This is a genomic window from Actinospica sp. (assembly GCF_035552695.1).
Lineage (GTDB): Bacteria > Actinomycetota > Actinomycetes > Streptomycetales > Catenulisporaceae > Actinospica.
This window is the reverse complement of the sequence record NZ_DASZKT010000148.1, coordinates 1-13,062: the sequence shown is the minus strand read 5'-3', so window position 1 is coordinate 13,062 and position 13,062 is coordinate 1. Positions and strand designations below refer to the sequence as shown.

The 13,062-nt window shown below is 69.1% G+C and carries 11 protein-coding genes; 7 read left to right on the top strand and 4 right to left on the bottom strand.

Annotated features, from left to right (window positions below; translation table 11 throughout):
• Both VG296_RS18410 and VG296_RS18405 read left to right on the top strand, forming a co-directional pair.
• Positions 1–1,279, top strand: a 1,279-nt coding sequence (locus VG296_RS18410; RefSeq protein ID WP_325567164.1) for a discoidin domain-containing protein, incomplete at its 5' end; no start/stop codon positions are given.
• 195 nt (positions 1,280–1,474) lie between these two features.
• The gene (locus VG296_RS18405) at positions 1,475–2,416 is read left to right on the top strand and encodes a nuclear transport factor 2 family protein (RefSeq protein ID WP_325567162.1); all 942 of its coding nucleotides are present in this window, start codon (positions 1,475–1,477) and stop codon (positions 2,414–2,416) included.
• 12 nt (positions 2,417–2,428) lie between these two features.
• Here VG296_RS18405 and VG296_RS18400 read toward each other — a convergent pair whose 3' ends face one another.
• Entirely contained in the window at positions 2,429–3,277 is an 849-nt protein-coding gene (locus VG296_RS18400; protein WP_325567160.1) for a helix-turn-helix transcriptional regulator, read from the bottom strand.
• An 82-nt stretch (positions 3,278–3,359) separates the two neighbouring features.
• Here VG296_RS18400 and VG296_RS18395 point away from each other — a divergent pair, with 82 nt between their 5' ends.
• The 5 genes from VG296_RS18395 (at position 3,360) to VG296_RS18375 (ending at position 10,524) form a co-directional block, all read left to right on the top strand.
• Positions 3,360–4,103 (top strand): hypothetical protein, encoded by a 744-nt coding sequence (locus VG296_RS18395; protein WP_325567158.1) that lies wholly within the window; start codon positions 3,360–3,362, stop codon positions 4,101–4,103.
• Between the two features lie 193 nt (positions 4,104–4,296).
• Positions 4,297–5,265 carry an ABC transporter ATP-binding protein gene (locus tag VG296_RS18390; RefSeq protein ID WP_325567155.1) on the top strand — a complete coding sequence of 323 codons (969 nt, stop codon included), beginning with the start codon at positions 4,297–4,299 and terminating at the stop codon, positions 5,263–5,265.
• Positions 5,262–6,635: an ABC transporter permease gene (locus tag VG296_RS18385; RefSeq protein ID WP_325567153.1), complete on the top strand. Its 1,374-nt coding sequence runs from the start codon at positions 5,262–5,264 to the stop codon at positions 6,633–6,635. The genes VG296_RS18390 and VG296_RS18385 overlap by 4 nt, the downstream gene beginning before the upstream one ends.
• 14 nt (positions 6,636–6,649) lie before the next feature.
• Positions 6,650–9,418: a bifunctional YncE family protein/alkaline phosphatase family protein gene (locus VG296_RS18380; RefSeq protein ID WP_325567151.1), complete on the top strand. Its 2,769-nt coding sequence runs from the start codon at positions 6,650–6,652 to the stop codon at positions 9,416–9,418.
• 110 nt (positions 9,419–9,528) lie between these two features.
• Positions 9,529–10,524 (top strand): GNAT family N-acetyltransferase, encoded by a 996-nt coding sequence (locus tag VG296_RS18375; RefSeq protein WP_325567149.1) that lies wholly within the window; start codon positions 9,529–9,531, stop codon positions 10,522–10,524.
• 18 nt (positions 10,525–10,542) lie between these two features.
• Here VG296_RS18375 and VG296_RS18370 read toward each other — a convergent pair whose 3' ends face one another.
• The 3 genes from VG296_RS18370 to VG296_RS18360 all read right to left on the bottom strand — a co-directional run bounded on the left by VG296_RS18370 (position 10,543) and on the right by VG296_RS18360 (position 12,921).
• Positions 10,543–10,974, bottom strand: a complete 432-nt coding sequence (locus tag VG296_RS18370; protein WP_325567147.1) for a PPOX class F420-dependent oxidoreductase — start codon at positions 10,972–10,974, stop codon at positions 10,543–10,545.
• 76 nt (positions 10,975–11,050) lie between these two features.
• Positions 11,051–12,055 carry a glucose-6-phosphate dehydrogenase (coenzyme-F420) gene (gene fgd / locus VG296_RS18365; RefSeq protein ID WP_325567145.1) on the bottom strand — a complete coding sequence of 335 codons (1,005 nt, stop codon included), beginning with the start codon at positions 12,053–12,055 and terminating at the stop codon, positions 11,051–11,053.
• A gap of 89 nt (positions 12,056–12,144) precedes the next feature.
• Positions 12,145–12,921: a class I SAM-dependent methyltransferase gene (locus VG296_RS18360; RefSeq protein ID WP_349259614.1), complete on the bottom strand. Its 777-nt coding sequence runs from the start codon at positions 12,919–12,921 to the stop codon at positions 12,145–12,147.
• Positions 12,922–13,062 lie beyond the last annotated feature (141 nt).

Genomic DNA, 13,062 nt, shown 5'->3' with positions numbered 1-13,062 from the left:
GATGACCAACCTGACCTTCAGCGGCATGCGCATCCGCGACACCACCGCCGACGGCATCAACCTCCACGGCGGCGTCACCAGCTCCACCATCACCAACAACGACATCCGCAACACCGGCGACGACGGCATCGCCCTCTGGGCAGACTCCGGCATCGGCGCCGACTCCCAGGACACCATCTCCAACAACACCGTCCAGCTCCAACAGCTCGCCAACGGCATCGCGGGCTACGGCGGCAACAACAACACCATCTCCGGCAACCGCGTCGTGGACACCGGCATCACCCAGGGCGGCGGCATCACCGTTGCGCAGCGATTCACGTCGACCCCGGTCGGCCTGTACACGATCTCGAACAACACCCTGATCCGTGACGGATCGCTCGACCCGAACTGGAAGTTCGGCGTCGGCGCGCTCTGGTTCGACGCAAGCCAGGCCACGGTTTCCGGCCCGATCAACGTCAGCAACACGCTGATCGAGCAGAGCCCGTATGAGGCGATCCAATGGGTCGAAGGCACGGTCAACGGAGTCAACCTCAACGGCGTGAGCATCCAGGGCACCGGTACATTCGCGCTGCAGGAGCAGACTCCCGGATCCGCGGCGGCCACGAACGTGACCGCGACCGGCATCGCGCAGGCGAACGCGGGCAAGGCCCCCAGCTACAGCTGCGAGGGCTCGAACTTCACCGTCACCGACAAGGGCGGCAACTCCGGGATCACCCCGACCCAGTGCAACGGCTGGCCGACCCCGGTCTTCCCGCCGTACCCCACGTCCGGCGTACAGCCCAGTCCCAGCGCGACGACCGCGACCCCGTCCGCCAGCCCGACAAGCGCGAGCCCGACGCCGACCAGCCCGAGCACCAACACCAACCTGGCCCTGAAGGCGTCGATCTCCGCGAGCAGCCACACGCAGAACTACGCGGCCACCAACGCGGACGACGGAGACACGAGCACGTATTGGGAGTCGGCCAACGGCACCTGGCCGGCCACGCTGACCGTCAACCTGGGCGCCGCGCACTCGCTGAGCTCGGTCGTCGCGGCCCTGCCGCCCTCGAGTGCCTGGCAGACCAGAACCCAGACGTTCTCGGTTCTCGGCAGCACGAACGGCAGCTCCTGGACGACGCTGGCCGGTTCGGCGGCGCGCACCTTCAACCCGTCCACCGGCAACACCGTGACCATCAGCCTCCCGTCCGGCACGAGCGAGCAGTACATCGAGCTCGACTTCACCGCCAACAGCGTGCAGAACGGCGCCCAGGTCTCCGAACTCGAAGTCATGGGCCACTGATGACCGCGACAAACCGCAAGTAGTTCCGCAGGAAGGTAGTACTGCCGTTACCAGCCAATCCGGAGGCACGACAGCGATCTAGCAGCCACATACCTTCGAGGGCAGGGGCGGTCGGCCGGCAAATGCGCCGCCGACCGCCCCGTCCGCAGCCCGGGGGCACCGCACGGCCCCCGGACCGTACCTTGGAGGTTCCTCATGGCAATCCGGCTCCTGCACGTCCGCACCGTCCGCTTCTCGATCGCCGCCGCCGCGGTGGCCGGTCTGGCCGTCGCGGCGACCGCGACCGCGACCGCGGCTTCCCCGTCGGCTCCGAGCACCGATCAGCCAGCGTCCGGCAGCGCGGGCCGACAGGCCCAGGCCAACACCAAGCTCGTGGAGTACTTCAGCGACCAGCTGTTCAACGACTTCAACCTGTCCGTCGTCGGCAAGTACGTCTCGCCCGACTACCTTCAGCACAATCCGACGGTCGGCAACGGTCCTGCGGCCCTGGAGCAGTTCGTGACGGGGGTTCACGCCCAGTATCCGAAGCTGAAGTTCACCACCATCCGCGCGGTGGCCGAGGGCGACCTGGTCTTCCTGCAGAACCAGAACGTCGTGGCGCCCGGAGCCACCCCGTTGGACGACTTCGACGTCTACCGGGTCGACAACGGCAAGATCGTCGAGCACTGGGACGTACTCGAGAGCCAGCCGTCCAGCTCTGCCAACGGCAACTCGTACGCGTCCGAGCTCAGCAAGCCGGAGAGCGACTACGCGCCGGCGAGCGTGACCGCTCAGGACAAGGGCCTGGTGCTCGACTACCTGACCGAGGTCACTCAGGACCACGAGCCGAGCGCCATCGGCCAGTACGTCGCCCCGTCGCTCTATCAGCACGACCCGACGCTCGCCAACGGGTCCGCGGCCATCGAGCAGTCCTACGCCTCGCTGCTCGCGCAGAACCCGTACTACGGCGTCCAGATCGCGCAGGTGGCCGCGGAGGGCGATCTCGTCGCCGTGCACGCGCACGTACGGGACACCCCGTCCGCTCTCGGTCAGTCCGTGGTCTACCTGTTCCGCGTCCGCGACGGCAAGATCGTCGAGGAGTGGGACTCGACGGAGAACGTGCCCGCCACCTCGGCCAACGACAACACCATGTTCTGAGCGTTCTGAGTTCTACGAATGCTGCTCGGCGAGCGTCGCGAGCCGGCCGGCCGAGGTGCTGTCCGGCTCGGCGTGGAACACGGTCAGGTACTGGCCCGAGGTGTTCGGGCAGGCACCCGGCGCGCTGAGCACGGCCAGCTTCTCGAAGGTCAGCTCGAGGGTCCCGGCGTCCGGGTGATCGAAAACGGTGGTTCCGTCGACACGAGGGCGCACATCCTGTCGTCCCCACAACGCCCGGAAGGCCTCGCTCTCGCCGGACAGGTCTTCGACGAGCCGGGACAACGTCGGGTCCCCGCCGGCGCGGGCCGCCAAGCCCAGCGCCGCGACCAGGGCCTCGGCCTCCGCGTCCCAATCCCGATACAAGCCCTTGACATCCGGGTCCAGGAACAGGACGCGCAGCAGGTTGGCGCCTGGACGATACGCCGGGGACAGCCGCTGTGCCAGCGCGTTCGCCGCGAGCACGGTGTTCAGCCGGTCGGTCACGAACGCGGGCGCCGTCGGGGACGCATCGAGCAGCCCTCGCAGCGTCGGCGAGACACCGCCGCCGGGCACGGGAGCCGGGCCCGGCAGCGGTCGGCTCAGCCGGTACAGGTGGGCCGTCGCCTCGTCATCGAGCCGCAGCGCGCGGGCCAGCGCCTCGAGGACCTGGGTGGACGGATTCTGGTTCCTGCCCTGCTCCAGCCGGACGTAGTACTCGCTGCTGATCCCGCTGAGCATCGCCAACTCGTCGCGGCGCAGCCCGGGCACCCGCCGCCGACCGGCGCCGGACAGCCCCACGCTCTCCGGCTGCGTCCCCTCGCGCCGCGCGCGCAGGAACCGGCCGAGCTCGTTACCGCCGCCGACAAGCGTTTCGCCTGGCATGCTGAATCTCCCTCGCGCCGCCCGATTACCGCCGCGAAAACAGCCTAACCCGGTGCGCCCGGCCAGGGGCCGACTGCTCCGGGTGAACGATTCCGGCGGCCCGCGCGTACCGCCGTGCATGGGAGGATCCGGCCGCAACACGCCGCGCACCGGCGCGTGGGATGACTCGTTCGCGGACTTCGAGGCGCACGGCGGGCTTCAGTTCCAGATCCGGGACGTCCGGGCGCTGGACAAGGGCACCTCGATCCGGGCCTGGCGCGGCGCCGCCGACGAATGGCACTCCGCGAAGTTCGACGCGAAGGGCGACGGGGACGCCGCCGGCACGGCCTTCCGGGATTGGAAGAACGCGCACGGCTTCTTCCAGGGTCTGCCTTACGGGCTGCGGACCCCGAAGGCGGCCGACTGGCGCGACTACCGCATGGTCGACAACGAGCGGGTGATCGTCCGCGAATCGATCGACGGCAAGGTCCGGGTCTACACGGACCCGGAGCACTTCGGCGCCGATGTGTGGAAGGAGTACGACTTCGGCTCCGTCTGGCGCCGGCGCGACTCCGTCGCCGAGCGGATCACGACCACCGACGCCAACGGATTGGCCACCACGATTCAGCGCACGAACTTCCTGGAGAAAGAGACCTTCCAGAAGCAGTGGCGGCTCACCGACGGGGCCGGCAATCTGCTGCGCTACCGCGGCATCCGGGGCGTGGTCATGGAGAAGGACACCTTCTCGGGCTGTCCGGGCGCTGGTTCCACCAGGGCGGCATCCCCGACATCGCGATCACCTTCGGCGAGAAGCTCGCCATCGACTACCTCGTCAACGACCTGCTGATGAACAAGACCGGTCTCACCGGCAGCGCCGTCGCCAAGACCCTCGCCGGGGGCCAGGACTCCGAGAGCAGCACCCAGGCCGGCTGAGAGATCGCCCGCCAGTCCGCTTCCGTTCGCCCGGCATTCAACCGATTCGAGCGCGCCCGTCACACGCTTTTCTCTAGGTTCCTGAGAGCCGGCTTAGAAGGGGAACCATGGAGACGACCGTCGCGGTGCGCGGACGCGGCATCACCAAGGTCTTCGGTGATGTCGTCGCCCTCGACCATATCGATGTGAATGTGGCGCAGGGGCAGATTCACGGGCTGGTCGGCTCGAACGGCGCGGGAAAGACGACGCTGCTCGGCCTGCTGCTCGGCCTGGCCGTCGCCGACGAGGGGCGGCTGGAGATCCTCGGCACTCCCGTGGGACGCGCGCCGGCGGCGCCGGACGGCGTGTCCGGGTTCGTCGACGGCCCCGGGCTGTACCCCACCCTCACCGCGAAGCAGAACCTTGCCGCCCTCGCCGCGCTGCGGCGCCGCGACGCGCGTGACTCGGGGACGGCCGGCAGCATGGGCATCGACGAGGTCCTGGCCCAGGTCGGTCTTTCCGAGGTGGCCGACGACAAGGTCCGCGGCTTCTCCCTCGGCATGCGGCAGCGGCTCGGCCTGGCCGCGGCGCTGCTGACCAAGCCCCGGCTGCTGGTGCTCGACGAGCCGTCCAACGGCCTCGACCCGTCCGGCAAGAGGCAGGTGCACGGCGTCCTCAACCGGCTGGCCGCCGACGGCACCACGGTGATCCTCTCCAGCCACCGGATGGACGATCTCGAAGCACTGTGTTCCGAGGTGACCATCCTGTCCACCGGCCGCGTCGTCTTCTCCGGCCCGGTGAGCAAGCTGTCCGCCGAGAACCGCGAGCTCGACTACCGGCTGCGCACCTCGGATCCGCGGGCGGCCCGCGCCGTCGCGGCGGAAACGCCCGGCATAGCCGTGATCGAGGGCTCCGAGGCCGTCGCGCGACACGACTCCGAGGTGATCGTGGTGCGCGCGCTGGTGCCGGCCCTCGACGAACTCGTGGCGCGGGTCGTGCGCGCGGACATCGCACTGCGTGAGCTAGCACCGGTGATCTCGCCGCTGGAGGCCGCGTTCCTCGCCCTCACCGAGCAGGAAGAAGAAGCCAGCCGATGACCGCGACAGTCGCCGACCCCGCCGAGGCCCCCGCCCCCGAGGTCCAGCCCGCGGCCGGCCGGCCCGTCCCGGTGAGCCGCGTGCTCCGCTTCGAGCTGATCAAGCAGTTCTCGCCCTGGCGAGTACGCGTACTGATTCTGCTCTGCGTCATCGGGCCCGCCGTGCTGATCTTCGGGATCAACCAGCAGAGCACGCTGCCCTCCGACACCCTCTTCGGCCGCTGGATGCACGCCACCGGCTGGGCCGGCTCGCTGGTCACGCTCGGCTTCGCCGGCACCTGGGCGCTGCCGCTGTTCACGTCGGCGGTGGCCGGCGACGTGTTCGCCTCCGAGGACCGCACCGGAACGTGGCGCCACCTGCTCGTCGCGGTCCGCTCGCACCGGCGGATCTTCGCGGCCAAGGCGCTGGCCAGCCTCTCGGTGCTGCTGGTGCTGGTGACCGCGCTGTTCGCCTCCAGCGTGGTCGGCGGACTGATCGCGGTCGGAGACAAGCCGCTGATAGGCCTCGACGGCCACACCCTCTCGCCCGGCGACGCCGCGGGCAAGGTCCTGCTCGCCTGGGTCTGCGTGCTCGCGCCGACACTCGCCCTCGCGGCCGTCGGCCTGCTCGGATCCGTCGCGTTCGGCCGCTCGCCGATGGGCCTGCTGCTGCCGATGATCGTCGGTCTCGGGATGCAGGTGGCGCAGATGCTGCAGATGCCCGTCGCGGTGCGCCTCGCGCTGCCGGGCTACGCCTTCATCTCCTGGAACGGCCTGTTCACCGACCCGCGGCAACTCAGCCCACTGCTGATCGCCGTCGCGGTCAGCCTCGTGTGGGCGGTCGTCGCGACCACGCTGGCCTACCTGATGTTCGTCCGGCGGGACTTCACGAATCTCACCAACGACGGCGCCGGACGCAGGGTGCTGACCCTCGGCGTGCTGCCGATGGTCGGCCTGATCGCGGTGACGACCGGCGTACTGGCCGCCGCCACCGGGGCCACCGGCTCCGGCATCGACCAGAACAAGATCCAGCAGTCGGTCGCCACGGCGTTCGCCCACCTCTACCGGCTGCAGGAACAGGAACTGCGCCGTCCCCCGGTCACCGAGGCGCAGCTGCAGACCTCCGCGTCGTGCATCAAGAGCGAAGGGCTCGTCGCGCAGGAGGGGCCCGGAAACGACTGGCGCTGCACGGTCACCTGGCACGTCCCCGGCGTCACGCTGACCGGCCAGGCCGTCTACCAGCTCGACGTCAATCCGAACGGGCGGTACATCGCCGACGGCGACGGGCCCCAGGAAGTGAACGGCTTCTTCCTGGTGCACACCGCCGACGGGGACATACCGAACCCGCTGTGGCAGTTCGACGGCAACGTCGATCTGCTTCCTACTCACTAAGGATGAGAAACCGGATGCAAGTAACTCGCCGCAAGCTGCCGAAGGGGAGCGCGTTCCACACTCCCGCCGGCCTGGGCCGCAGCCGTCTGACAAAGGTGAGTGTCGCGGCCGCCGCGCTCGTCATGACCGGGGCCAGCGTCGGCTCGGCGTCGACGCTGCAGTTCGGCACCCAGCAGGTCGGTCAGCAGACCAAAAAGGGCGAAGTCATCTCGAGCGATCAGTACATCAACCCGATCGGCACCCGGCTGGTCATCGACCAGGGCAAGATCATGGGTGCCACGGTCAGCCCGGACGGCACGCACATGGCCGCCACGGTCGCCGACGGCACCGGTTCGCTGGTCATCATCGACCTGCGCAGCTACCAGGTCGAGCAGGTCATCGGCGCCTCCGCGGGCGTGAACCTGACGATCAGCGGCAACGACGTCGGCCAGGTCGCGCCGACCTACTCGCCCGACGGCACGTCCCTGTGGCTCCCCCGTGCCAACGGCTACACCAAGTTCACGGTGGGCTTCGGCGGCATCCTGTCCAACCCGGTCGACGTCGCCATCCCGTCCGTCGGCTCGGAGCAGGCGCTGTCCGGCCGGGCCGTGTTCTCGCCCGACGGCTCGACCGTGTACGCGGCGGACAACGGCCAGAACAAGGTGCTGGCGATCAACACGACGACCGACGCCATCGAGCAGAGCTGGAACACCGGCGTGGCCCCGCGCGACATGGTCATGGTCGGCGGCAGGCTCTATGTGAGCAACGAGGGCGGCCGACAGCCGCTCGACGGCGACACGACGATGAACTCGTACGGCAGCCAGGTGGTCGCGAACCCGCAGACCGGCACGTCCGCCAACGGCACCGTCAGCGTCATCGACCCGGCGAACCCCACCGCGGCCGTCGGCAGCATCAACGTCGGCCTGCACCCGACCGCGGTCTACGCGTCCGGCAAGACGATCTTCGTGGCGAACACCAACAGCGACACCGTCTCGGTGATCGACTCCACCAAGGACAAGGTCGTCCAGACGATCTCGACCCAGCCGTGGCCGGAGGCCACGATCGGTTACGAGCCGACGTCGATCTCGCTGACCGCCGACGGCCACCTGCTGGTGACGCTCGGCCGGGCCAACACCGTCGCCGTCTACCGCTATACCTCGGCGCAGCAGCCGGCCAGCTACGTGGGCCTGCTGCCGACCGACTACTTCCCGGCCTACGTGGCCACGAACGGCAACCAGGTCGTGGTCGCCAACACCCGCGGCATCGACGCGCTGCGCCCGACCGTCGCGGCCGGCCACAACACGCACGACACCACCAGCAGCCTGACCCGCTTCACGCTGCCGAGCGACCAGGCGATCCGCGGCTACACGGGCAAGGTCTTCCAGTACAACGGCTGGACGAACAACTCCGTGAAGTACGCGTCCACCGCGTCCGCCGCGAAGCAGAAGGCCGTTCCGGTCCCCGCGGAGATCGGCGCCCCCTCGACGATCAAGCACGTCTTCCTGATCGTCAAGGAGAACCGGACCTACGACCAGGTCTTCGGCGACATGCCGCAGGGCAACGGCGACCCGACGCTGACCCAGTACGGCGAGGCGGTCACGCCGAACCAGCACGCGCTCGCGGACCAGTTCGGCCTGTACGACAACTTCTACGACGTCGGCACGAACTCCGCCGAGGGCCACAACTGGCTGATGCAGGCGGACGACCCGGAGTACACCGAGTCCTCCGCGGGCGAGTACACCCGCAGCTACGACACGGAGAACGACGTCCTGGGCCACCAGGAGTCGGGCTTCATCTGGAGCGGCGCCGCGGCCGCGGGCAAGTCCGTCAAGGACTACGGCGAGTTCGACTCGTTCGAGACCAAGCCGGCCGCCGGGACCTGGCAGAACTACTACTGCGACACGCAGCAGATGGCCGCCACCGGTCAGCCGAGCCAGTACCCGATCCAGGAGGGCTCGGCGATCCCGTCCCTCAACGCCGTGACGGTTCCCGGGTTCCCGCAGTTCGACAACTCGGTGCCGGACACGTACAAGGAGCAGGTCTGGCAGCAGGACTTCGAGAAGAACGGTCCGGCCAACCTGAACATGTTCTGGCTGTCCAACGACCACACCGGCGGCACGGCCAGCCCGACCGCCGCGGTCGCGGACAACGACCTCGCGGTCGGCCAGATCGTGGACACGATCTCGCACAGCCAGTACTGGAAGGACTCGGCGATCTTCGTTGTCGAGGACGACTCGCAGGCCGGCCTCGACCACGTGGACGGCCACCGCGCCCCAGTCGAGATCATCAGCCCGTATTCCGTCCACAGCACCGTGAACGACCAGTACTACTCGCAGATCATGATGGTCCGCACCATCGAGCAGATGCTCGGGATCCACCCGATGAACCAGCTCGACTCCGCGGCCACGCCGATGTACGGCGCCTTCACCTCGACGCCGAACTACACGCCGTTCACCGCGGTGCCGAACCAGACCTCGCTGACCCTCGGCGTGTCGCCGCAGCCTTCCTGCGGCGCGAACGTGCCGGCCGGTCAGACGACGGCGACCGTGGCCAAGGCCGACGTGGCCGCGACGGCCGTCCCGGCCGCCGAGCAGTCCGTGGCCGCGCAGTGGAAGACCTGGGCCTCGCAGCAGCGCCTGACCGGCCCGAACGCCGTTCCGGACTACGCCGACCCGGAGCAGATGAACCGGTACACCTACTACCAGACCACCGGCTGGACCAAGGCGTACCCGGGCGACAAGAAGATCTACGCGCCCAACGACGTCCCCGGCGCGTTCATCCCGTCGGCTGACAGCGAGGGCTGACATTCCGCGTTAACCAGTTGGTGCCCGGGTCTGATCTCAGACGCGGGCACCGCTGTTTCGGGCCCCCGACGCCGGGAAAACTGGGACTTGAGGGGCAGGTGGTCGCGTACATGGCGGACGTCGAGGTCGTCGCGGAGCACGGAATCGGAGCGCTCAGCACTCCTTCGTGGGAGGAGCTCACGGCGGCGGAGGGGAGCGTCTTCCAAACCGGGCGCTTCCTGCGGGCCTGGTGGCTCGACCGCTCGGCCAAGAACCCGCAGTCCCGGCTCGTGACGACGAAGGTCATCGAGGGCGAGCGCGTCGTGGGAATCTGCGCGTTCGAGCTCGATGCGCACGAGTTGTCCTTCGCCGGCGGTCGGGACGTGGTCGACTACCTGGGCCCGGTCGCGCTCCCCGGGCACGAGAAGGAAGTGGCCGCCGCACTCGCCCGCTGGATGTTCGACGAACTGCCCTGGTCACACGCGCATCTCGCCGGATTGGTCCACGACGACGCGGTGGCTCAGGCGATCACCGACGCGGTGACGCGCCTCGCACCCGACGCGATCGTCGAGCCCTACGACCGTGCCCCTCGCATCGAGGAGGCTCCGCAGGGCTATCTGCAGCTTCTGAACTCGAAGCGCCGCGCGGACGTGCTGCGTAAGCGCAATCGCCTCATCGAGGTCGCCGGCGACCTCGATGTCGTCGATTCGACGCCCGAGACCCTGCCCGAGGCGCTGGAACGGCTCCTCGCCTGGAAGGCCTGCTCAAGCCCTGCGACGAACGAATTCGTGGCCGAATACGGCCCCTTCGTGCGGACCCTGGCATCGGACCTCGCCGCCGTGGACGCCGCGCGCGTCGTGGAACTCCACGCCGGTGGCAGGCCGGTCGCGTCAGCCATCATCTTCCGCCACCGGAACACGGCCTACATATACAACATGGCCTACGACATGACGCTCTCCGCCGGAGACCAGGGAGCCCTGGCCCCCGGCGTCGTGCTGGTGTCCCTGCTCATCGAACGCAGCCTCACGAGCGGGCTGCGGTTCGACTTCCTCAAGGGTGCCCAGGACTACAAGCTGCGCTTGGGCGGCGTGCCGGTCGACCTGATCGGCATCACCGTCGAGCGCTGAGTCCCCGGCAGAATCCCTTCAGCCGACCGTGCGCCGGCTGACTTTGAGCTTGCGGACGTCCGTTTCGCTTCCCTCCAGCCCGAAGCTGATGATGCGCTGGGGATGGACGCGGATGATCGCGCCGTCGAAGCCCCCCTGCGGACCCGCGGAGTAGGCCGAGTCGGTCGGTTGCGCGATCGCCTCGCCGCGGCCACGGATCTCCAGGCAGCGCGGCAGCCAGGGCTCGAGCGAGGCGAGGTCGTCGATCACGAACGCGACCCGGCCGTTCTCCGCGACGTTGCGGAACTTGCGGCTCTCCGCCATCCCGTGCCCGGCGATGTCGATCGTGCCGGTCGCGGCGTTGTAGCGGAACCCGACAGGGCTGACCTGCAGCGTGCCGTCGGGCTGCGCGGTGGCCAGCCGACCGAGTCGCTGACCTGACAGGTATTCCAATTCGGTCTCGGTGAACAACGGTCGGCCTTTCCCGTGTGACGGACGGTATGCCGGTGTCGCGATGCGCGGGACTCCGCGTACCGGACTCGGCGGGTCAGCCCAGTTCGCGCAGCCGCGGAACGACGTCCTCGGCGAACTGGGTCAGGAAGCGCTCCTGGTCGTCGCCCGGGCCATGGAAGACCAGATGGGTGAAGCCCGCCTCGATGTACGGCGCGAGCCCGGCGACGGCCTCGTCCGGGTCGGACGCGACGATCCACCGCTTTGCCACCTGCTCGATCGGCAGCTCGTCGGCCAGCCGCTCCATCTCCACCGCGGAACCCACGCTGTGCTTCTGCTCCTGGGACAGCGAGAGCGGCGCCCAGAACCGGGTGTTCTCCAGGGCGAGCTTCGGGTCGCGGTCGTAGGAGAACTTCACCTCGAGCATCCGATCGACCGCGGCCGGGTCGCGCTGCGCGGCCTCGGCGCCCTCGGTCACGGCCGGCAGCAGCTTCTCGGTGTACAGGTCCATGCCCTTGCCCGAGGTGCAGATCATGCCCTCGCCCACCCGGCCCGCGTACTTGGCCATCTGCGGGCCACCGGCGGCGATGTAGATCGGCACCGGCTTCTCCGGCCGGTCGTAGATCACCGCGTCGACCAGCTTGTAGTACTCGCCGTCGAAGCTGACCTCCTCGCCGGTCCACAGCTTGCGCATCAGGGTGATGGCCTCGCGCAGCCGGGCGAAGCGCTCCTTGAAGTCCGGCCATTCGCGGCCGGAGACGGCGACCTCGTTCAGGTTCTCCCCGGTGCCGACCCCCAGCATCATCCGATCGTCATACAGCAGCGCCATCGTCGCGAACGTCTGCGCGATGACCGCCGGGTTGTAGCGGAACGTCGGGGTCAGCACGCTGGTACCGATCTGCACCCGGTTCGTGCGCTCCCCGACCGCCGCCATCCACGCCAGCGCGGACGGCGCGTGCCCGCCGTTGTGCCGCCACGGCAGGAAGTGATCCGACACGACGACGCTGTCCAGGCCCACCTGTTCGGCACGCACCGCGTACTCGACCAACGCACGCGGCGCGAACTGCTCCGCGGATGCCTTGTAACCGATCGTCAGGCTCATTCGTTCTCCCGCTCATGACGGAGTGCAGTCTCGCTTGTCTCACTTGAAACTGTACTCACTAGATCGCGGATAACGCCCGCGGCTCGTGTTCAGAGCGTCCGGACACGCAGCACGCCGGTCAGCATCGGGAGGGTGAACTCGCCGCGCGCGGTCTCCGGTCTGCTCGCGAGGAAGGCGCGGATCCGGCCGAGCGCGGCCTCTTGTTCCCGTTCCGGCAGGACCAGCACTCCCGCGCGCGTCGCGAGCGTCGCGACCAGGGCGTCGGCGGTGCGACGCTGCCCGTGCCGGAACTCGGCCCGCTCAGGCGAGCCGAATCGGGCGACACCACTCTTCGGAAGGTGCATGTCCGTCGTCGCGGCGCGCCAGTTGCTCAGCGTGTCACGCGGGCCGATGGCGACGCTCCCGCTGACCCGCTCGAGTTCGGCGATCCAGTCGACCCGATCGTCCATGACGTTCCACAAACCGGCCAGGATGCCTCCGGGCGCGAGGACTCTGGCTATCTCCGGCCCCGCGCCAGCCATGTCGAACCAGTGCATCGCGTTACCGGCCAGCACGGCGTCAACGGACGCGCCCGGCAGCGGTATCGCCTCGGCGCTGCCCGGCAGAGCACGTACATCCGGCAGCGCGCGCCGCAGCTCGGCCAGCATCGCCGAGTCGGGTTCGACCGCGATGACGTCGGCGCCCAGCGCGACCAGCGCGGCGGTCAGCTTGCCCGTTCCAGCGCCGAGGTCGAGCACCCGTAGTCCGGGCGCGGCCTCGAGTGCCCAACGCACCGCAGCATGCGCGTAATCCGGACGGTGCTCGGCGTACGCGGCCGCCGCTGCGCCGAACGACGAGGAGTGAAGTAGCCGTTCGTCCTGTTCCAGGCGGCTACCCTACGCAGAGCAGCTAGCGCGCGGCGTTCTTGATGAACTCGCTCTCGTGCTCCGGTGTGGGCTTGGCGCCGGCGAAGTAGCTTCCGCGCAGGTGGCGGCGGGTGGCGTGGTCGTCGGTGGCGCGGGTCGCGG